The organism is Planotetraspora silvatica, from assembly GCF_016863315.1.
Taxonomy (GTDB): Bacteria; Actinomycetota; Actinomycetes; order Streptosporangiales; family Streptosporangiaceae; genus Planotetraspora; species Planotetraspora silvatica.
Genome location: NZ_BOOQ01000008.1, coordinates 1 through 20,558 on the forward strand (window position 1 = coordinate 1; position 20,558 = coordinate 20,558).

Sequence of the window (20,558 nt, forward strand, 5' to 3'; positions counted from 1 at the left end):
ACTAGTGGCCGCAGGTGGGCCCGGGAATGGCCGTCCTATTGCGTCCACAGCAGGACGCGGAGCCAGGCATCCGGAGTACGGCCAATGAGCCGGCGCAGGGTTCTCAAGGGTGGGCCGCATTCGCCGCCCCTGCCGTGCACCGGGCAGACGGCCAGCACTGCCCGGGAAGCGCAACTACTTCCACGACTAGCCAGGCCAGCGGGGATTCCTGTCAGGCCACCGCGTGCGGGGATGCAGTCGAGGTGCTGCTGCTCGGCCCGGGGATGGCGCTCATAGCGCCACGGTGCATCGCCCAATGCTCACTGATCCACTTCTGGTGGGTCTTGGTGAGGGGAACAGTCAGCGGCTGGCCGTGCAGCTTGTCGTAGTCGGGGTAGGCGCGGGTGCTGGGTGCGATGTCCAGAGCCATCGTGTTCGGGTCGATGGCGATCTGGCCGAGGTCGAATAGGCGGTGGACGTCGCGGCGTAGCAGCAGACCGCCGTAGGTGTGGTGCTTGCCATTCCCGGCGTAGCTGTACAGGTGTGCCGCTTCCAGAGCCGCCGCAGGCATGGGGCCGAGGAAGGCGCATATCTCGCCGAACTGCTCCAACAAGCTGGCGCGGAAGGCGGCCTGGCCGTTGCGGACGCGGACCGTCCTGGTCTTATGCCCCCCGGCGATGACCTTGCGCGTGTTGTCCGCGACATCCAGTGGGGTGGCGTTCTTCCCCGTCTCCACCCGGGTGCGGAAGTCGTCCCAGCGCAGGCGCCGCAAGGCATTCTGCGACTTGGGTTCCTCGCACAGGGCCCGCAACTCCGGCGCGGAGATGTGACCGCGGAGGTCGATCCAGCCGGCCTCATAGCGGGCGCGGTAGGTTGTCACCGGGACGGTCTCAAGGGCCGGGGTGTCGAACTCCGCCTTGCAGTGTCCGTTCCAGCACCGGTACTTCGGTGTCATCGTCTTGCGTTCGGCGATGTCCGCCTTCCCGCACGTGGGGCACGAGCTGAGGTCTTTGGTGCCGGAGCCAGTCGCAATGTCCTCAATCACGGACAGGCCCAACAGGGCTTCCCCATCCCACAACACGATCGTGTCCCCGACCCGGACGTGGGAGGCGTTGGGTACCCTGCTGTCCCAGCTGTAGTGGGTGGAGGGGTTGTCGTCATACCCCTCACCTACACGCTTGGCCTCCGTGCCCAGGTACATCAACCACGCCGTCATGTGACTCCTCCGTTGCCCGGCATCCGCCCCACACCCGCCGGACACGCGCACTCGGACGGCCTTGGGGGACGGCTCATGTAGGTAACGTAGCGGGCAGTACTGACAACGCCCCGAAAAACTCAAGTCCCGCCCCCTCAGCGAGGTTCACCTCACGCCCACCGCGTGATCGCTTCGCGCCCCAGGAACGCCGACCGGCACACCACGTGTAGGAGCCAGGGTGGACGACCTTTTCGCTTCGTACGGCCGGCAGCATGATGAAGGCTGGTAACAATCGACCTCTTTTCCTGGTTCCGGCACTCGGTGGGGCGCACCATTCGTTCGTAGGGCCGATCCGTTTGCTCACCGTCCGGAGCCAAAGTGCGCCTCCATCTTTCGCGGCACGCCGCGATCGGCATCGTGATGGCCATCGCAGGTTGCTCCAATAGCGCGCTGTCACATGACGCAATCGAGTCGCCTCCGGCGACGCGTGGGGTTGCCCCAGCGCAGAAGGCTGACGCCGAGCCGGCGACGTCTCGTTCGGCCCGCCCTGCGCCGAGAACGGTAACCACGTACGAGATTCGGAGTGATCATGATGCAGCCGTGCGTGAGAGCCTGATGCTCCTCGGAGCCGCCGATATTCCCTCAAACGCGAGGACCTGGCAGAGAATCGTCGGCAAGTGTGTGCTCACCCCGATCCACTTCATCCTTGGGAAGAGAGCCTCATGTAGCCGGCCCGGTGCGATTCGCATCCTTGCGGTATCGGGCAAAGATGACTGCTCGGACCACTGGCCCTATGGACAGACCGCGAGACCCGTGGCAGACCTCGACCTGTACTTGTGCTACGCGGCGACTCTTGGACAACCGGACGGAGGTACGGGCATGGAGTGGCAGCCTGACGCAGGCCTGGTCGTGTTCCTTCCCACCCCCGCGAACCTATTCGGTCGATGGAGGGTTACAAGTCCTGCTCCCACGAAGGCGCCCGTCCCCGTCCCGATATACCCGCCCGCTCCAGGATCCGTCGTCGCTTGCGCGGACGGCTCAATATCCAACGCGGGAGGACGGCACGGAGCTTGCTCCCACCATGGGGGGGTCGCCGGTTGATAGACGGCACCTCAGAGAAACGCCAGCGGTGAGTCATGGGGGCGTGTGACCGAGTGTCCGCGCCAGAGTCGGGCAGCGTGTGACGTCATGAACCCCGTGGAAACGCGATTACGTGGAAGTCGCGTGTAATGGGTGACGGACTAGGGGACGACCGCCATAGGATCGCCATGGCGTAGAAGGCTGACCGCCCGCCCCCGCTCTGGTAGGGCCGAGGGGCGGACGGTCCGATGTGCGCCGGTTGGGTCGGGCTCGTGTCAGGGTTGCCTGATGCGGGCCCGACTACTTGGCGCTGATCGGCAGAGGGTCAGGCCCTCCTTCCGTATAGACGATCTTGATCTTGCCGAGCTTGGTCGTGATCTCGGCAAGGATTCGCCGCGGCGGACGTCCGTCCTGCCGGCGCCGGTGATTTGCGCTGGGCATCATTCATTCCTCCATGTCAGGCTCGTGTTGATACGAGCAAGGGTAATTCACGGAGGAATGTACCGCAGCTGGAACTCTCCGTCGAATGGAGAAAATGCCCGCGCGAACGGGACACGGCGCGCGACTTGTGACTTATATGGACTATGCCGCTGTATAAGGATGTATTGCATACGTAAGGCTTCCTGAGCGCCCAATTTTCCCTAGAGGTGTGGCGGTGTCGGAGCTTCGCCGAAGGCCTGTCAGTCTCGTTTCCGCAGGTAGATGCCTAGGTCGGGGAGATTGCTGACGCGGTTGCGCCCGTGACGATATTCATGAGGGAACAAGGTCGCCATCATCACCGTGGGGTGGCCGATCACTCCGTAGGGCAATTCCATGGGCCCACGCTCTAGGTGCGTGCCATGTCAACTTGTTAGTCGGAAGAAAAATTATCGGCCGACCTGCCTAGCAGCGGCTATTCGCGCTGATTGCGCCGAAAGTCGAATCGAGTCTTCTGGGAGATCTCTTTATGTAAGAGGGCTTGTCAGAATCGTCACGAGGGTGACCCTTGCGGCCGAGCCGCCTGCTGGAGATGGTTCGCGCAGGTCGTGGCTCTCGAGACGGCCTGGGGCCGCGGGTAAGCCCTGCGGTGAGAAGCGCCGCGAGAGTTCCGACCGCCAGCCCCAGCAGTACATCCTCGACCAGATTCCTCAAACCCCAGTTCCGCTACGGAGCGTTAGAATCCGATTGCCGGGCGGAGCTTAGGGTAGTGGTGTGTCGCCGCTCGCTACGGGGCGTTGATGATGGGGGCGTCGCTCCTTGAGGTGTCGCGTGTCGTGAAGGTGACGAGCCGGCGATCAAGGGAGATCGCTGATCTCGGGGCGACAAGGTGGAATGCGACGACTACCAGTTCTGGTGCGATCGTCTCGGATGGGGAGCCCACGGCTTGGTTCTTCTCGATGACGGGGTAGATGATGACCGCGCCGCGTTTAGGCGCGGTCAGGGCGTCTGTTTCGGTGTCGCCGATGGACGGCTCCGCTCCCGCGATCCTGTTGGCGACCGGACGGTGCCGGGACTCGCTGATGGCCCCGAAGTACGAAGGCCGGAGGCGGGACCGACGGAAGAGGCTAAGTGGGCCCTTCCCGAAGATTATTGACTTGGCTTCGCCGGATCGTACGTGCTGCGGGAACAGCAGTACCCAGTCCTTGATTTGTTCGGCTCCGAGACCGCGCAACCAGTGGAGATCGGGTTCTACGGTGTCGCGGTCATCCCATTGGAGGGTTGAAAATATGTCTATAAAAGCGTTGTGGTCTATGCGTCCGACGAAGCTCGGGAAGGAGATATTTGCGGAGGCGCGGAATAGGGCCGGCCCGTCGATACTGTCGAACAGGGGCTGACACGTGAGCGTGTTGTCACGAACCTGTTCGATGTTGCTTGGATAGCCGCGGGGCTCGATAGGGAGGCCAGGAGAGCGTCGCTCCGTGAGGATCGCATTGTACATCTTGTTGGCGGTTGTGGGCTTGAGCCAGGGTAGGTGCTGGGCTACCAGCGGTGGTATCTGCTTAGGTGTCAGCTGGGGTCGTCCATCGACCATTTGGGCGTAGCGACGCAGTTCTGCGCGAAAATAGTCCTCGTCGCGGACGATCGCTTCGAAGGCTTCATAGAGCTCAGGCGTGATGTATAGGCGGACGAGATCTTGAAATCCTTTCCGATAGCCGAACCATCTGCCCATTTGCATTAGGGTGTCGGCCTGTTTCGTGAGTCGACGATAGTAAGAGACGGTCAATCCCTCAACGGTAAATCCCCGAGCCAGTTTGTTGCCGCCGATCAGAATGCGCCAAACATTGTTTCGGTCGAAATCGAGGGCTTCCTGTTCGATGTCCTTGTCGCTGTTCACGACGATGACGGGATTGCCTGTCTGGCCAATCCGTGCGACAGCCTCTCCGAGGTAAGGGAGCAGCTCGTCGAACGAGGCTGGCGCGGGCATGCTGCGCCCGATCGCTTGAGCGGCCGGCAGGGTATCTGTCTCATATAGGGCGCGAAGCCGCTCGTGTGAGGCGCTGGAGAAGTAGCCTGCGGATCGCCAGATCCGGTGCATGTTCTCGGCCTGCTCGCGATGCACGTCTCGCCGCATCGCTTCATGGATGAGCATCGTGTGATGCTTGAAGGTCGCGAGACCGTGTTGTTCCCTGAAAACTTTTACGGCCCCCGCGAGGACATAGGCGTCCATCGCTTCGAGGATCTCGCCAGCATCTCCTTCGGCCGAATCCGCGTTCACCATGCGGATGTGGGCTTTCTCGTTGGAGTTGGAGAAGGTGCGCTGGGAGGGATCTAACTCGGAATCAAGATCGTGGAAATCTGAGGCGCCCATGTAGCCAGGTGTGCGGCTGAGAGAAATTAAGAAGTCCTTGGGGAAGATGTCCTCGGCGTCGCTGGGGTCAATGAAGACGTTCGCGAATGGGGTAGCCGTATAGCCCACGTATTGGGCGCGGGGCAGCATCATCAGCAGCTGTGAGATAAGTCGATTTATGGAGGTGCGCTGGACTTGATCTGCCTGCCACTTCTTCGGATTGCTGGTATTGACCGAAGCCTGGTCCGATTCGTCGTCGACAATCAACGTGGGGATTTCGCCGAGGCGTGCGGTGATTTTGTTCAAGTCGTTCACGAGCTTGCCGAGTACTGTCGCGTTCTTCTTGACTACCAGAAGCCGGGCGTCGCTGAAGAACAGGTTCTCCGGATCGAAGAACGGCCGATTGCGTTCCCTCTTCTCGAAATCGAGTGCGGCGATTCCCACTCGGAGGCCCTTGTAGTCAAAGCGCTGCTGTGTCAGGCGATGAATATCGGGCCGGCCGACGTCGGCCGGGCGTACGCCGTGTCGGAGGAATCGATCGTCGATCCAGTCTGGGTCGTCCTGGTAGTCGACTGAGTCGAGGGCTTCATGGTCTGTGGGATCGATTCCACGAAGGATGTTCTCGCGGCCGACAAGCTCCATGTCGAGGCGTCGCTGCGTCTGAGCGCGTAGCAGGTCCGTCGTGCCGGTCAAGACGATGATCAAGCGGTAGCCGACGTCGACCGCCTTGGCGAGGACGCCTGTGAAGTTCGCGGTCTTCCCGCTTTGGACGTAGCCCACGACAAGGCCTTTGGCCTGGTAGGCGTCCTCTCGTGTCGGATCCGAGAGCCTCTCCACGACACGGTCGGTCGCGATGTCGAGGGAGGCGATCGCTTCGGGGGCCCAGCCACGCTTCTCATTGAGGAACTGGCTGTAGTGATCCCAGTAGAAGCCACGCTCCTGGCGAATGGACTCTGTGTACCAGGGATCCCACTGGTCCGCGATGGTGATGGGTTCCTCGACGCCCGCGATGGGGAAACGCTCGCGAAAGAGGACGGCGGTTTGGTCATCGACCTTCAGCCGTCGAACGGTTTCCGCGCGGCGTTCCTCGGTGTTGGCGGTCGTGCCGGCGGTCCACACTTCGCTCGCGTCCGCGCTGTCCCATGTGGCCAGGCGCAGGTGGAGTCCCTTGCTGAGTGCGTCGTCTGGGTGAGCGTCGGCGAGATACGCGCTGAGTGCCGCGTCATCGCACAGGACTGACGGGTCCTCGCTGGCGAAGGCCGCCGCGGCGTGCAGATCGCGAGGACCCATAGTGTCCATCAGCGCGAGCGCGCCCATGTAAGCCTTGCGGAATGCCTCGATCATGCGGTCTCTCCGGTCAGAGCTTTAAGCAGGAAGTCGGGGGCAACGGGGCCGAAGGGCTGTTGCGTGAGGTCCACGCGGTAGCGGACCTCGGGGATGCGTTCCAGCGCCAGACCGCGTAGTCGCTGGGGAGTCAGGCTGGGGAAGCCATCGTCGACCGCGAATGCTGCGGATGTCTCTCTTCGGCGCCAGCGAGTCCGGGAGGTCTCCCTGTAAGGCTCCCGCCATCCGGTGTCGTGCAGGCGGCGGTCGAACGCGGAGCGGAGGTCTTCTAGGCGGTGCCGCACCGCGTCGATCAGTTCTGGCAGGGTGTGGCCATCCGATGATTCGGCTCTGGTCAGCTGATGAGAGACCAACCAGAGCGGCCGGTCTCCAGTGGGATGGAGCTGTGTCAGCGAGCCGATCCAGTGAGTGCGTCGTTCGGCGCTAGTGGTCTTGACTTCGATGTCGTGGCCGCGCAGTCCGAAGTCGTGTTCCTCACCCTCGGTGCCACGCCATGCGTCCAATGCTTCTTGTGGTCCCACTTCGCGACTCAATCCAAGGAGCAGCATGAGCTCGCCGAACAGGCCTAGTTCTTTCTCGATCGGCAGTGTGTCCGTGCGGGCGAGTAGCCGTCCGAGGATCCGGAGTGTGTCGCTCAGCGCCACCCTGAGGTTCAGCCCTTGCAGTTGAACCCGATCGGCCACCGCGCACAGCAGCGGGTAGGCGTCGGCGAACATGCGAGGATCGGTGATCGCGATCTCCAGGAAGCGGTCGACGCCGCGCTGGACTGGGCGAAGGCGTACATGTTCGAGCCCGGTCTCAAGGCGCGGCTGGCTGGTGTCAGCCTGAGCCCGGAGGCCGATCTCTTGCCGTCGCGGGTCGATGAACAGGATTAGCCGCGGCTCTCCCGGAATCGGATGTTCAAGCGGAATCGCCCGCTGGACGAAGTCCTCGAAGCTGTCAGCGCTGATATGCCGGTCGGGGGCCGTCATATCTGCTCGCTCTTCGCCGCCGCAGTGAGGATCTCCTGGTACAGCTCGACGTTGTCCTTGTCTCGAGCGCCGAGATACTCACCACGGAACAACTCCTCCGCGACGAGGTACAGCAGGGCCTTGAGTAGCGGTGCGTCGTTCACGCTTCGACGCTCGCCGCGTGTGGGCGGGCGGTACTTCTCGTTCAGCCATAGGGAGCGTTGCTCTCGGTCGATCTCGAAGAAGTCGTCGCTGGAGAAGCGCTTCCATCGGATGTCGATCGGCTCCGATTCCATGTCGAAGGGGATCTCGCGCTCGATGGCCTTGCGTAGCTCGGGGGCGATGCCCTTGCCGAGTGGTGCCATCTTGCGTCGTTCGGTGCTGCGCTTTCGCGATTCCCGGAACGTGTGCTCAGCGACTTCTAAGTAGTCGTGGAAGGTGGTGCCGTCGTCGGCCTTGGCTTGCTCGGCCAACTGAGTGAACTCAGGTCCCACGTTGACCTTCGACTTCTCTGGGTTCATGGCGAAGAGCCGGACGATGTCGTCGTCGATCTCCACCTCGACGCGGGCGAGTTGTAGCCGTCGGTCGGAGGCGTGGATTCCGTGCCAGCCTTCTCCCGCCTGAAGAAGCCGGTCGCGTCGGTAGAAGTAGATGCCTTGTCGGGCTTCCGCTCCTCCGGGCAGTTTGAACTGGGGCAAGGTGGATCGGCCTGTCCAGATGTGGCATCGGAATCTCAGGTCGGTATCACCGAGCCGTGCCGACAACTCCTTGGGATAGCCGGCCCTGCCGGACCGGACGTAGCCGAAGGGGTTGAGCGCGGTCACGGGAATCCTGGGGCCAGGGGCGCCGGCTTCGATGTCCTCTACGTCGATCTCGATGGAGATCTTGCCCGCGTCGATGATCCGATGGAAGACGAGGCCAAGGTGATTTTGGAGCGCGTTGGCCGTACGGGAGATGAAGTCCTCGACCCGTGCTGGATTGTCGGTGGCGGGGAATCCCGTGACGTTGTCCCAACGGATGACCGTCCCGGTGTCCATCCCGTCGATACGCCACTGCCGCTCGAACTCGTCTGTCGCGAAATCGGTCGGGATGATGTCGCAGAGAAAGCCTTCGCGGTTCTCGTCGAGGAGCCAGCGTCGACCGACGGCGGTCGATCCAAGTGCCTGCGATATCACGGTCAGGCTGCGAGCTTGGCTGAACGACGCCGCCTTCAGCCCTAGCCCGAATTTTCCAAGATCGTTAGAGCTGTACGCGCGTTGGCCGCCGATGGTCATCGCCGAGTCGATCCTCGATTCGGGCATGCCATGGCCGTTGTCGACGACGTACAGTGCGCGGAGCCGGCCCTCAACCCGAACCAGGCGGATGAGAACGTGACTGGCCCCCGCGTCGATGGAGTTGTCCACTAGGTCAGCGATAGCCGTTTCGAGAGAGTGGTTCCGGCCGAGCCCGTCGAGGGCGCGTGGATCCGGCGGCAGGTCGATAGAGCCGATCGTCGGAATCCGGTCGCGCCAAGTGGACATGCCTGAGCCTCCAACGCCTATGTTCCGCCGCAAGGGTGATCTCGACGGTGCGGACGGAGCCACCGCTTGCCGGCCGGCCCGCTCGGGTGAGGTCGCTTCGTCAGACACATTGTCGGATGACTCACCTGTGACGGCTCTCTCTTCTCGTACCGATTGCGCCGCGATATCCCTGGCGGTCTCAGCCGCTGGGGCCACAGTCGTGGTCTCACGGATAGCGCTGTCGGACGTTGGGGCCGGATGATCTTGGGGGGCGGCGATAGTCATCCCGATGGTTCCGATCAGGCTTGAACGCGCTGGTTGGACAGGTGGGCGAGGACGGCGCGGTTAGCTTCCCAGCCGTCCGGGAATTTGACGGGCACGTTGAGCTGGACGCGCCCGGTGGATGGATGGTTGTCGAGCAGTTCGGGATGCCGGCGCGGGCGACGACGATGCAGGCGTGGCGGTGGCGTGAGGCGAGCGTCGACGATCGCCCAAGGCCGGGTGCGTTCGGACACGTAGGCCCATTTGTCCGCAGTGGCGATCACGACCGTGCAGGCCTCGACCTGGTCGATCTTGTTGGAGGTGGTGACGCTGGGGTGCCGCATCACGCGGGACGGTGAAGCCGTCGCTGTGCAGGCGGCCGATGGACAACTCGGGAGCCTTGGACGCCAGCTTGTCGGTGAGGTCGTCGACCTGCTCGTTGGTCTGAGCCACGATCATGAGCCGTTCACCCGGGCCTGCGAGTGTCGTGGCCGCGGTGACGACGAGGGTCGTCTTGCCCGCTCCGGGTGGGGAGTCCACGATGACGCCGCGGTGCGGGCCGCCGGTGAAGTCGGCCAGGATGGCTCCGGTCGCCCCGGCGGCCGCCTGCCGTGTCCAGGGGTGTCTTCTCCGCTGGGCAGGTGTGGACGTTGTCCGCCGCTGGGGTCGAGTTCGGCATAGCAGACGATCTCGCCGACCTCGAGAACGCATCTTTGCGTGCAATCCGCATTGCCTCCAGCGTCAAGTCGACATTAGCCCGACTCGGAGGGAGCTCACGCCCCCAGACGTGTGAGTGGGCTCCGGTCGGGGCGGCCGAAGTCGTTCTCTGCGTCCTGCGGACCGGACGAATAGATAGAGCGCGACATACCGAATAACAGCCAGCACGCCGTGGATGGATCCATAGCGCCGTATCGAATACGTCGCAAATTGACTGCTTAGATCGACAAACTAGTGGATGACGTGCGGTTAAATGAGGGGCTGGCGATGGCCGCAGGGGCCGACTTATCGAATGGGCCTGAATCGATTGCTCTTACTCTGCGAGCTCATCGGCAGCGAGGACGTTGTTCTCCGCAGCTTCTTCCGGATCAGGCAACAGGTCTGCCGCTGTATCTGTGGCAAACCATTCGTTTTCGCGTAAGACCCTACCTATCGCGGCGTTTTCCTCAAGGAACGCCTCGCTGCGGTGGACGCGAAAGCGTTGATCCTTGCTTCTCTTCGCTGGCGGAGACCAGATCATATTCGCCCGTCGTGCTCGCAATGCGTTTAGGGTAATGTCGCGATCTCGTCCTGGCTCCATTAACGATATATCAATACCTAGACGGATGCGCTCGCGCATTTCGGATCTGGTGAATCGGCGGTTGCATGTGGTTCCTGTCACGCGAGACCTCCCTGGGTGGATCGTGTCCCATATCGATCTCGCGTTCTTTCTAGCCGTGCCCGCTGGGTTCGCGCCGAAGCCGGGCATTAGCGTGTTCCACAGCACTGGCGCGTAGGCCCGTAGGAGCGCGCGCTCACCAAGCACGATCCATACGTCGTCCAGGAGGAGATAGCGCACCTCGAAGTCCGCCACCTTTAGATTTCCCCCTCGCTCGGCTGCCGATGCCTCCACGATGCTGGCCTTGTGTTTCTCGACGATGCGTTGGTACAGCTTGGGTTTGGTCTCGTCGGATGGGTCTCCGTAGCTGCTGTTACCTGCTTCGGCCTTGCCAATATAGACCGGTACGTCGCTGTCCTTGAGCCCCGTGTATAGGGGCAGTCCACCCTTGTAGTAGAGGGCGTAGAGGCCGGCCCCCTGAAACTCTCTCATTGTCTCGAGCGGAACCCGCGGTCGAGCGTCCAAGGCCTCGCGCAGGTTCCGGCTGAGGCGGTCGAGGCTAAGGGGGTTGAACTTCTGGCTTATGTGCGTGATCGCTGTGCCGAACAGATCAAGATCCGCAGGGGGGTGGGGCATGGCGAGAGGCTACTGGATTGGAGACCGGAAGCAGGGCTGGGAGTGGCAGGACATAGCTGGATTTTTCGCCCGTATAGGGCAGCGACCCCGGCTATGTCGTAGGACTTGTGTTAACTATGGCGTGACGTACTGGCGGCACGCGGCGTGCCCCGTACCCGGACTCTGGAGGACGCGTTGACCGATGGATGGGATAGCGATGGGACGGGGGAGCTTGACCTCACCCCGTCACCTCGTCTGTTGGAGGTCCTGGGCGATATCCCCTATCAGCCTTGGCAGTGTTTGGCTGAGTTGGTCGACAACTCCTTCGACGAGTTCAGGTCTGACCTTGATCGTGATCCTGCGGATCCGCCGGCCATCCACATCACCTTGCCCAGGGCCAACACCGCGCTGGTCGACGCCCAGGTCGTTGTCTCCGATAACGGTCGTGGCATGAGCCTGCAGACTCTGCGGGACGCGTTGCGGGCAGGCTTCTCGGGTAACGCACGCTACGGAAGCCTCGGCCTGTTTGGGATGGGCTTCAACATCGCCACCGCCCGGCTCGGCAGTAAGACGACGGTGCGGACCAGTCGAGCCGGTGATCCCGTCTGGCTGGTAGCCGAGATCGACTTCAAGGATCTCCAGCGCCGGGAGACGTTTCACGTCCCGCTCCGGCGAGAGAGGAAGGAGGATCCTCTACTGCATGGGACCGCGATCACTATCCGTGACCTTAGACCGAACATGGTGGACGCGCTCAAGCGGCCGAAGACGATCTCGACCGTCAAGGATAAGCTTGGTCGCGTCTACTCCTATCTGCTTCGTGATCACAGCCCGATCCCGGAGCTACCCGATGACGATACCCTCGCGGGATCTGGAATCGGGCTGTACATCAATGGCAAACGCGTGAAGCCGCGGATTCCCTGTGTCTGGGCCGCCTCTCGATCGGTCACCTATAGTGGCGCGGAGATCAAGGCGGTACAGGTTATCGATCGCAAGCTACAAGATGCCTACGCATGTATGCGTTGTGGGCATTGGCATCGACACTACGATGTTGTGAACTGCGTGGAGTGTGGCAGTGACGATCTGGAACTTCGCCAGCGCCGCATCCATGGATGGTTGGGCGTCCAACGCTACCTCGATGAATCCGACTACGGAATTGATTTCTTGCGTCACGGCCGCAAGATCCTTCTTGGTGATAAGTCGTTGTTCACCTGGGTAAACCCGGATACCGGTGAGACGCTCGACGAGTATCCGATCGAGATCCCGGCCAACCAGGGCCGGTTGGTGGGTGAGATCCATATAGATCATGCGCCTGTCAACTATCAGAAGACGGATTTCGATCGTTCGTCTCGCGATTGGAACGACGCGGCCTTGTATCTGCGTGGCGAGGGCCCAATGCGCAAGACGAAGGCGAAGGATCGCGGGTTCGCCGAGAACGATTCGCCGTTAGGAATTCTTTTCAAGGCATTTCAACAGAACGACCCGGGGATTCGGTGTCTCATTCCTGGCAATGGTCAGAGCGCTACGCATAAGCTCACCAGCGATTGGGGTTCGAAGTTCCACGAAGGCCTTGCGGAGTATCAGTTAGATGAGAAATGGTACGAGGCTGTACTCAATCATGAAGAGATCAAGAATCGAGCTACCACTCAGGGTGGTTCTGATGTCTCGCCGGCGGGAGGCGACCTAGGATCCCGGACGGGCCTCGACCCCCTGCCCCTCAACACGCCCAATCCCGGGCTATCGCAGCCCCCGGTGGTTCTGGTAGAGCCGGAGCCACCTGTGGAGACCGAGGAGCAACGGTACGCCAGGTATCGCCAGCACGCCCGCAAGCTGTATGACCTCGAGGGAGAGGTATCGGCGCTAAATCTCGGCAAGCGCAACGTCTCGGTATTTGAGACCACAATTCCTGTCGCGGACGCGTCAGGTGCCTATATGCCGACGATCTCGCGAGTTACCTCGGGTCTCAATCTCGAAGTATACGTTCATGGTGATCACGAGGTCTTCCGGGAGTTCGGTCGGGACCCCCGCGACTACGCGATATTGGAGATCTCGCAGGTCCTCCGCGCTCTCGCCCGGGATGTCGATACTAAGATCACCGTTATCGCGGCCGAGGTGACGTGTCAGTTCCCCGACCAGCGAAGGACAGACTCGGCCCTGCGGGACCGCGCGGCGGAGGTCTTGCGGCGAGTTCGGGACCTCGCGACGCCGGTGATCACTGCGCAGGCGCCTCAGATGTGGACGCTTTTGTCCAGTGACAGCAAGCTCAGGGCCGAGCGCGACGCCGCACGCGTGGATCCGCGGCTGGACTGGTTAGGGGCGATCCATGATGGGCGCTTTAGTGCATATCTGAGCTATGACGCGCTAGCTGGCCTTGTGCGAGGCGCGCCGGCTGCCTTTATGGATGGGGCGGTCTACTCGATGGCTTGGGCGAGCTGGACTGATGAGCAGGCGCGCGACCGACAGGTTTCTCACGTCGCCCGGCTACTCGAAACGGTCGGAGAGTTTGTCGCTGACGCCAGCCACAAGAGCCGCCAAGAGCTAGTCATGACTCGCCTGGCTATCGACATGCTGGACGATATCGTCGCTCGCCGGGAGTGATTGCGTGAAGTCATCCTTCGTAGATCCAACTTTTCTGCGGGACCTTGGTCCCGCTGGGTTCACGCGTCAGGTAGAACGGCTCGCGTGGCATCTCGGCTTCAGCGATGTGCTTAATATCGACGGCCCGAACGACCAGGGAGGGGACCTCCTCGGTATTCGTGCGGGACGTCGCTGGGTATTCCAGGCGAAGTGGAAGTCGAGGGGTCCGGTGCCCGCTGCGGCGATTGACGAGGTGATCAAGGCAAAAGGCTTCTATAACGCTGATCAGGCTGTCGTGGTCACAAACGCTCACTTCAGCCCTCAAACTCGCCGACGTCGAGACGAACTAGCGGCGGTGGGCATACGTATCGAGCTCTGGTCGGGTAAGGAACTGATCGATCTGCATGGCGACGACCGGTTCACGCCGCCGCGCCTTCCTGGTCGTATCCTGCGCCCCTATCAGATCAAGGCCTTCGAAAGCGTCATCAACGACATCGAGAGCACGGGTAGAGGCCTACTCATCCTCGCGACCGGCCTTGGAAAGACCGTGGTCGGTGGCGAGGTTATCGCCCGACACCTTGGACGTCATCCAGGCAGTAAGGTGCTGGTCACCGCGCCGACCAAGGATCTCGTTGACCAGCTCGAACGAGCGTTGTGGCCACACCTGACTAAGGCGACCCGGACTCAGCTCCTCACGGGTGACCACAGGCCCGATGACCTTCGCGGGGTAACGTGCGCGACGACGGCCAGCGCCCTGCGCTTCGCCAAGAGCGGCTACAGCCCCGACTTGATCATGATTGATGAGGCGCATCACGTGGGCGAGGATGGTCAACTGTCCGAACTACTCGATAGATTGTCCGGCCGCGTCCAGTTCGGTGTCACCGCGACGCCGTGGCGTGGAGACCGTTTCGACATCCGTGAGAGGTTCGGAGAGCCGAGCTACACACTGGGGATCGAGGATGGTATGAACCTCGGCTATCTCGCCGAGGTGAGGTATCGCCTCTTCGCAGACAATATCGACTGGGACTTCGTTAGCGACGTAAGTGAACACAGCTACACGATTAAGGATCTCAACGCCAGGCTGTTTTTGCCGCAACGGGATGAGGCTATTCGGGATCGCCTCATCGAGGTATGGGGCCAGACCCCAGGACCTAGAGCTGTCGTCTTCTGTCGCACCATCGAGCACGCTGAACGCATGGCAGAAATGCTCGCTCAAGTCCCGCAATGGAAGGGCGCCGAAGCCATCCACGCTCGGTTGGATCGCAGGGAGCGGCAACTTCGCCTCATGCGCTTTCGTAACGGCGACGTACCTATTATCACCGCAGTAGATATTTTGAACGAGGGAGTGGACATTCCTGATGTCAATATACTATGTTTCGCGCGCGTGACGCATAGCCGGAGGATATTTGTCCAGCAGCTAGGACGGGGACTTCGTCTACGCCCGGGAAAGCAGCATGTAGAGGTACTTGATTTTGTGAGTGACATCCGCCGCGTCGCCGCTGTTCTGAGTCTAAGTAGTCAGGTCGCGACAGATGAAATCGAGACATTAAGACTAGCCGCGCGCGGAACCAGTTTCGAATTCGACGACCAGCGGGCAGAAAGTCTTATGAGGGAATGGATTAAGGATGCGGCCAGCCTGGAAACGGCGCTCGACGAAGCTAGACTCCAGTTTCCCAATCCGGAAGCGTTCAATTAACCATGAGTGAGCTTCCCGAGCCGTTGCGCCGACGAGTAATCATTGAGATCTATCGCCAGGCTGCAGAGCTTGACTGGGATGGCCTAACTGATAGACAGCGGACGGAACACTACAACCGCTGGCTAGACGATTTGGATATTGGTGGTGAGCTAGCTCGGTATCTTCACCGCGACAAGATCAGGTACTGGCTCAAGGACGTACCGATGAAGGAGTACGCACGCGCGCGTAGTGGAATCGGACCACTCGCTGACTTGGTGAGCGTGAGGCTGCCTGGCCCTGATCAGATCGTTAAGCAAGTCATAGGACCCGATTGGTCGGCGGTGGACGGAAGTGTCCGCGAAAAACCTAATCGGTGTTTAGTGACTAACGGCTGGGAGCAGAGGCTGATGATATGGGGGCCGCCCAAGGCACTGCGTGACTTGGTTTGGGCCGGCATCAACAGCGTGGTGGACGATCTCGAGCCGACGCCTCTCTTAGTTATAGCTAGCCCGCGAGGTCTCGAACTTGATCCCGGCGAGAAGAGAAGGCATGTGCTGCTTGGAGACGTCGCGGGCCTAGAGGTTCTGCATACCGTGCTTCGCGTCATCAGAGTTACCCCGGCGGAGTCCTAGCCCGCCCGAGGTCCAGCATCGGCGTCCTATTGGAATACGGCGCTTGCTTGGTAGGCGTCAGACGGGAGGTTCTCTGGGCCGCCTAGCCTCCGTGCCGAGTCCGGGATGAGGTGTGAGACGTGCTTTCAAGCCACGTTGACTCACAAGCCGGGCTGATCGCCGGACTCGACGTAACGCATACGATTCGCTCAGGTGTCCAGTTTCACACATAGATCAACTTTTCTGCGCGGTACACTTTGGCCATGTCTGAACTGCGAGAAGTCTTGCCCGCGAAGGGTACTAGCGTCGAATTGTTCGCTGGTGGAGGCGGCCTGGCTCAGGCGATCCATCGCTCTGGATTTCGGCCACTCCTTTTCAATGAGCATGATAAGCGCGCGTGTGAGACATTGTTGGAGAACGGTGCCTATCTTGCGGATCCGGAGCGGAACCCGCCGATACCGCAGCCGGATGAACCGTGGCCACTCATCGCCGGGGACATTCAAGACATCAGCTTCAACTATCTCGATGGGAAGGTGGATGTCCTCGCGGGAGGGCCTCCATGCCAGCCGTTCAGCCTTGGAGGTGTAGCCAAGGGGGACGAGGACAAGCGGAACATGTTTCCTCAGATGTTTCGCGCCATCCGTCAGATTAGTCCGAAGGCGGTCATTTGTGAGAATGTCCGTGGGCTCATACGGCCCTCATTCAAGGCCTACTTTGATTACATCGTCAGAGAGCTCACGTTGCCCTTCGAGGAGCGACCAAGGGAAGCGGAATGGCGGGAGCACGACGACGTTCTTCGCCGCAGGCTTGACGAGGTGGAGCAACGTTCCCCAAAGCGCTATGACGTAATCGTTACACCAGTAAACGCAGCCGACTATGGCGTGCCCCAGATCAGGAACCGGATCATCATCGTGGCCTTCCGAGCCGATCTCGGGATTGACATTCAGCGATTCAAGAAACTTGTCGAACCAGAGTTTTCGGAGACCGCGCTTCTCCATTCGATGGTTGACGGCGAATACTGGAAACGTCACGAGACGGTTCCCGAAAGTGTCCAGAACGCCGTAATGGCGCGAATACCAAAGGCCCTCCCATCCCCGGACGGAAAGCGGCCTTGGCGTACGTTTCGAGATGCCATCGGTGGTATCGATGGAGCCAAACCGCTCCCACCGATTCCGCTCGAGTATTTGGATCGGACGGAGCGGCTTCTGGATGGTTTCACCGACCATGTCGGATGGCCAGGGGCAAGGATCTATCAAGGCCATACTCCAAATGAACTGGATCGGCCCGCGAAGACCGTTAAAGCAGGTGTCCATGGAGTGCCCGGTGGCGAATCGGTGGTGCTGCTCGATGATGGCACTTACCGGTACATGACCGTCCGCGAGGCCGCGCGTGTCATGACCTTTCCTGATGAATGGAAGCTTGAGGGTCCCCGTGGCGAAAAAATGCGCCAGCTGGGAAACGCCGTGCCGGTACTACTTGGAGAGGTCTTCGCTAAGGCCGTGGCTACAGTGCTGCGCGAAGTGGATCGCGATTAGTGAGCGCGCAAGGCGAGACAGGACGGTGGAAGGACAGGCCACCTCCCCTTCGAGCGTGGAAAGGGTATACGCGAACGAGGGCAGGACGGGTGGCCGAACAAGATCGCGGCGCGGGCGGGAACGATAGGCGCGTGGTTGACTTGGGCGATGGTCGCTTCGCTCGCGCGTCTATCGAGTTGAAGGTCGATAATAAGAGCCGGCGTATTCGTGCGTATCTTCGTTGGTCAGATAAGGGGCGATCCGCGGCCGTATACGTCGGAGAGGTCGATCACGAGACACGCGCCGAGAATTTGGTCAAGGCGTGGGATATGGCGAGAGACCAAGGGCTGCTTGTTGACCTTCAATCCTTCGCTTCGCGGGAGTCGTGGGCTTCAAGTCCTGCGACCCGCGCTGTCATGCGGGGCAACCGGAGTCGGGACACACGGCCAGAGCGGATACTTCGTTCCGCTGTTTATGCTCTTGGGCTCCGATACCGTGTCGCTTTCCCGCCGATGTCAGGTCTCCGTCGCACTGCGGACATGGTGTTCACAAGAGCGAAGGTCGCAGTCTTCGTGGATGGATGCTATTGGCATGGGTGTCCGGAGCATTATCGACCCGCTCGAAAGAATTCGGACTTTTGGAAGAAAAAGATTGAGTCAAATCAGGAGCGTGATCGGCAGACGCAGGCCCTGCTCCAGGAGGAAGGATGGAGCGTTATCCGGGTATGGGAGCATGAAGATGTAGACGTCGCCGCTGCGCGCATCGCTGAAACGGTTCGTAACAGGGGGGACGTTTCTATTCCTACTCCGGAAAATCGCGAGAGGTTGGATTGATGTTGGCGATCGGCGCCAAACTGGCCTGTACCTGAATTGTTTGTCTGTAGTTACATTTACTAACGAGTCTGGGTCTCAAGGTGGTGAGGCTCGGCCTACGCCTAGGATTTCGCGCCCATACATTTGAGTGTGCGCGTTGTATGGCAGAGCTCAAGTGTCAGAATCTGGATCAATCGCAAGCAGATCTTCGAATTCCTGCAGTGAGTCGATAACGGCCTGCCATCGATCCCATGCGTCTCGCAAGGATAACTGCTGCTCAAGAGGGGCAGGTAAGCCCTTAAATGGCCAGCCATTCGACTGAGCCGCTCGATGAGCAGCTTCGCCTCGTGCTGCGGCTAGGCCCGCGAGGGCGCCACAGAGCACGGAACACTGTTCCTTTACGAGGCTTCTGCTGAAGCCCAGAGGCGAGAGTAAATTCTCAAGATTGTGGCTACTTATACCGTGGTTAGGTCTCACCACGTCGTCTCTGTACCAATTGCACAGGCGAATAATCAGCGTTCTCTTGTTTAGGAGCGGCGATTCAGTCCCTAGTCTATTTTGATTATTCTTGTTGCGGGACTTTATGTCTTTCGTGAATCGCCTGGCCTGATCGTCGCTAGCGTAAAAATCTACGAAATGCCCGCCGGCCTCCAGTAGATTTCCAATATTGTTGCGAAAATGGATGCTCAGTGCATGCAAGCAGTTATGCTGGCTCGACTTGCTGGACTCGTTCACGCATGTAGAGAGGAAGTTTAAGCAGCGAGCTTCGACGTACTCCTCTAGTTCTGCGCTGCATAAAACTAGGAAGGCGCGAGTATTGGTCGAGATGTCGCGCAAATATTCATCTGTGATTTCATCTGGATCTACTCTTACGCGTCCATCAGAATCTAAGATTCCGAGCTGAATGGCTAATCTCTCCGCCGGTGCGGCGAGAGGTGTAAGGGATTGGATTGTCATCCCAGTGTCTCCGGAACCGCAGGTGGGAACTTGTGGGGAATGCCACTGGCTTGAGCGAGTTTGGTCCCCCAGGCGTTAAATCTAGTGTAGACAGCGTAGGGAGTCTTCGTGGTACTAGATACTGCATCGATGAATTCAGGGTCTGTCCGGCAAAGTTCTTGGAATAGAGCCACAGTCTTAGCGGGATTAGCTACTTGCCAGTCCCTCAAGGGCGAGTCTGTCAGGTAGTGTATTTGGACATCGAATAGTGCCCGGTTCACCGAGCGTTCGAATTTTCCTGCGGAAAATTTCCTGCATACCTTGTCGGAGAATATTTCACGTGCTGCGAAAATCGCTCGTTCCATTGCTTCGGTCGCAGCCTGAACCTCAAATTCGGCGCCGGCGTCCCACCTGGTCGACAATTTTTCGGCAGTGTGGTCTAGGAAATTCTTTAGATTTCCGTCGTACTGTTCGATGCCCATATGGAAAGAAAGGAAGCGCAGGAGTAGTTCAGCGTCGACCATGCGACGGTCAGGCTTGGGCTTGTTGAGTAGCCAGCGCAGTGCTGGACTTGTGCCGGAGTACGAATCGATATACTCCATGAATGCGCCTGGGTAGAGGGCCTGCCGTAGTTCTTGCGCGGAAAGTTTCAAGCTGCCGGAATTAAGGCGATAGAAGACCGTATACAAAAAGTCTTGGCTATGCCACTTGCGTAGTAGCACCGCCCGGATGGTGGCGTTCTCGAAGCGCATGGTTTCTGATGGATATTCCTCTTCCATCGTCTCATACGTTTTTCCGTTAAGCTTGATAGCTTCCGTGAGACCGGTGAGCTTGATCTTTTCCTCTAGCCAATCGGTGTCGCGAGGATCGTTGCTGTCGGCGCAAAATTGTCGGATCGCGAGGAGACGCTGCTTTCCATCAATCACCAGATAGCGTCCCGGGCGTTTCGGGTCTTCGGCGAGAACGATCTGAGGGACGGGGTAGCGTTGTACCAGTGACTCGATATAGCGAGATTTAGCGATCCGCGTCCAGGCGTCTCGTCGCTGGAAGTTCGGTGTTAGATCGATACGACCCTTGCGCATCTGACTGACTACGGTCTCGACCGTCCAATCAACGGTGGTTGTGGCCGCTTCGTCGTCTTCCCTGGGGGCCAGGTCGCGCTCATCTTCGGCGGACTCGTCCTGGTCCCAGTCTGCAGCGTCAGTCATGGTCTGATCTTAGGACGTAACGGTTCCGTGCGTGTTCGGGTTTATCTATACACGCACATCGCGGAAGCGTCTCCCAGGCCGAGCTTCTCGTGCGGCCCGATGCCGAGCAGGACGTGGGGCCAAGAGATTGTTATTCGGTGAGGCAGTGGTCGCTGATGATGGCGGCGAGGGGAGAAGGAGTGCTCCCGCAGTGCTCATAGCGATGGTGTAGCGGCGACCGCTT

Annotated in this window: 14 protein-coding genes; 6 read left to right on the forward strand and 8 right to left on the reverse strand. The window is 60.2% G+C overall.

The genetic code is table 11. The annotated features are described in order from the left end of the window. Positions 1–211: 211 nt before the first annotated feature. Positions 212–1,195, reverse strand: coding sequence for an HNH endonuclease signature motif containing protein (locus Psi02_RS07480; RefSeq protein ID WP_203972729.1), 984 nt, complete (start codon positions 1,193–1,195; stop codon positions 212–214). An 858-nt stretch (positions 1,196–2,053) separates the two neighbouring features. Here Psi02_RS07480 and Psi02_RS41350 point away from each other — a divergent pair. After that, positions 2,054–2,275 carry a DUF3761 domain-containing protein gene (locus tag Psi02_RS41350; RefSeq protein WP_505858612.1) on the forward strand — a complete coding sequence of 74 codons (222 nt, stop codon included), beginning with the start codon at positions 2,054–2,056 and terminating at the stop codon, positions 2,273–2,275. Positions 2,276–2,554: 279 nt separating this feature from the next. On the opposite strand, the gene Psi02_RS07485 is transcribed toward Psi02_RS41350, so the two are convergent. The 6 genes from Psi02_RS07485 to Psi02_RS07510 all read right to left on the reverse strand — a co-directional run bounded on the left by Psi02_RS07485 (position 2,555) and on the right by Psi02_RS07510 (position 11,026). Continuing rightward, positions 2,555–2,695, reverse strand: coding sequence for a hypothetical protein (locus Psi02_RS07485; protein WP_203972730.1), 141 nt, complete (start codon positions 2,693–2,695; stop codon positions 2,555–2,557). A gap of 763 nt (positions 2,696–3,458) precedes the next feature. Next, positions 3,459–6,365: a Z1 domain-containing protein gene (locus Psi02_RS07490; RefSeq protein ID WP_203972731.1), complete on the reverse strand. Its 2,907-nt coding sequence runs from the start codon at positions 6,363–6,365 to the stop codon at positions 3,459–3,461. After that, positions 6,362–7,336, reverse strand: a complete 975-nt coding sequence (locus tag Psi02_RS07495; protein ID WP_203972732.1) for a PD-(D/E)XK motif protein — start codon at positions 7,334–7,336, stop codon at positions 6,362–6,364. Before Psi02_RS07495 ends, Psi02_RS07490 begins: the two co-directional genes overlap by 4 nt. Beyond that, a complete protein-coding gene (locus Psi02_RS07500) occupies positions 7,333–8,835 on the reverse strand; it encodes an ATP-binding protein (RefSeq protein ID WP_203972733.1) in 1,503 nt (500 codons plus the stop codon). The genes Psi02_RS07495 and Psi02_RS07500 overlap by 4 nt, the downstream gene beginning before the upstream one ends. Positions 8,836–9,113: 278 nt before the next feature. Beyond that, positions 9,114–9,419, reverse strand: a complete 306-nt coding sequence (locus tag Psi02_RS07505) for a hypothetical protein (protein ID WP_203972734.1) — start codon at positions 9,417–9,419, stop codon at positions 9,114–9,116. Positions 9,420–10,105: 686 nt separating this feature from the next. After that, the gene (locus tag Psi02_RS07510) at positions 10,106–11,026 is read right to left on the reverse strand and encodes an Eco29kI family restriction endonuclease (protein WP_203972735.1); all 921 of its coding nucleotides are present in this window, start codon (positions 11,024–11,026) and stop codon (positions 10,106–10,108) included. A 174-nt stretch (positions 11,027–11,200) separates the two neighbouring features. Here Psi02_RS07510 and Psi02_RS07515 point away from each other — a divergent pair, with 174 nt between their 5' ends. The 5 genes from Psi02_RS07515 (at position 11,201) to Psi02_RS07535 (ending at position 18,212) form a co-directional block, all read left to right on the forward strand. After that, complete coding sequence (locus tag Psi02_RS07515; protein ID WP_203972736.1) at positions 11,201–13,600, forward strand: ATP-binding protein; 2,400 nt, start codon at positions 11,201–11,203, stop codon at positions 13,598–13,600. A 4-nt stretch (positions 13,601–13,604) separates the two neighbouring features. Then, positions 13,605–15,275, forward strand: coding sequence for a DEAD/DEAH box helicase family protein (locus Psi02_RS07520; RefSeq protein ID WP_203972737.1), 1,671 nt, complete (start codon positions 13,605–13,607; stop codon positions 15,273–15,275). 2 nt (positions 15,276–15,277) lie between these two features. Beyond that, positions 15,278–15,886 (forward strand): hypothetical protein, encoded by a 609-nt coding sequence (locus Psi02_RS07525; protein WP_203972738.1) that lies wholly within the window; start codon positions 15,278–15,280, stop codon positions 15,884–15,886. A gap of 242 nt (positions 15,887–16,128) precedes the next feature. Then, positions 16,129–17,400 (forward strand): DNA cytosine methyltransferase, encoded by a 1,272-nt coding sequence (locus tag Psi02_RS07530; protein ID WP_203972739.1) that lies wholly within the window; start codon positions 16,129–16,131, stop codon positions 17,398–17,400. A gap of 308 nt (positions 17,401–17,708) precedes the next feature. Continuing rightward, on the forward strand, positions 17,709–18,212 hold the full coding sequence (locus Psi02_RS07535) for a very short patch repair endonuclease (RefSeq protein ID WP_203972754.1): 504 nt from the start codon (positions 17,709–17,711) through the stop codon (positions 18,210–18,212). Between the two features lie 932 nt (positions 18,213–19,144). Here the strand turns inward: Psi02_RS07535 and Psi02_RS07540 are convergent. After that, positions 19,145–20,335, reverse strand: a complete 1,191-nt coding sequence (locus Psi02_RS07540) for a DUF262 domain-containing protein (protein ID WP_203972740.1) — start codon at positions 20,333–20,335, stop codon at positions 19,145–19,147. Positions 20,336–20,558 lie beyond the last annotated feature (223 nt).

Excerpts from the sequence above, each read along its gene's own strand:
- Psi02_RS07525 (WP_203972738.1), top strand. The coding sequence starts at position 15,278 with ATGAGTGAGCTTCCCGAGCCGTTGCGCCGACGAGTAATCATTGAGATC.
- Psi02_RS07505 (WP_203972734.1), bottom strand. The coding sequence starts at position 9,419 with ATGCGGCACCCCAGCGTCACCACCTCCAACAAGATCGACCAGGTCGAG.
- Psi02_RS41350 (WP_505858612.1), top strand. The coding sequence starts at position 2,054 with ATGGAGTGGCAGCCTGACGCAGGCCTGGTCGTGTTCCTTCCCACCCCC.
- Psi02_RS07500 (WP_203972733.1), bottom strand. The coding sequence starts at position 8,835 with ATGTCCACTTGGCGCGACCGGATTCCGACGATCGGCTCTATCGACCTG.
- Psi02_RS07530 (WP_203972739.1), top strand. The coding sequence starts at position 16,129 with ATGTCTGAACTGCGAGAAGTCTTGCCCGCGAAGGGTACTAGCGTCGAA.
- Psi02_RS07480 (WP_203972729.1), bottom strand. The coding sequence starts at position 1,195 with ATGACGGCGTGGTTGATGTACCTGGGCACGGAGGCCAAGCGTGTAGGT.
- Psi02_RS07495 (WP_203972732.1), bottom strand. The coding sequence starts at position 7,336 with ATGACGGCCCCCGACCGGCATATCAGCGCTGACAGCTTCGAGGACTTC.
- Psi02_RS07485 (WP_203972730.1), bottom strand. The coding sequence starts at position 2,695 with ATGCCCAGCGCAAATCACCGGCGCCGGCAGGACGGACGTCCGCCGCGG.
- Psi02_RS07540 (WP_203972740.1), bottom strand. The coding sequence starts at position 20,335 with ATGACTGACGCTGCAGACTGGGACCAGGACGAGTCCGCCGAAGATGAG.
- Psi02_RS07510 (WP_203972735.1), bottom strand. The coding sequence starts at position 11,026 with ATGCCCCACCCCCCTGCGGATCTTGATCTGTTCGGCACAGCGATCACG.
- Psi02_RS07490 (WP_203972731.1), bottom strand. The coding sequence starts at position 6,365 with ATGATCGAGGCATTCCGCAAGGCTTACATGGGCGCGCTCGCGCTGATG.
- Psi02_RS07535 (WP_203972754.1), top strand. The coding sequence starts at position 17,709 with ATGGCGAGAGACCAAGGGCTGCTTGTTGACCTTCAATCCTTCGCTTCG.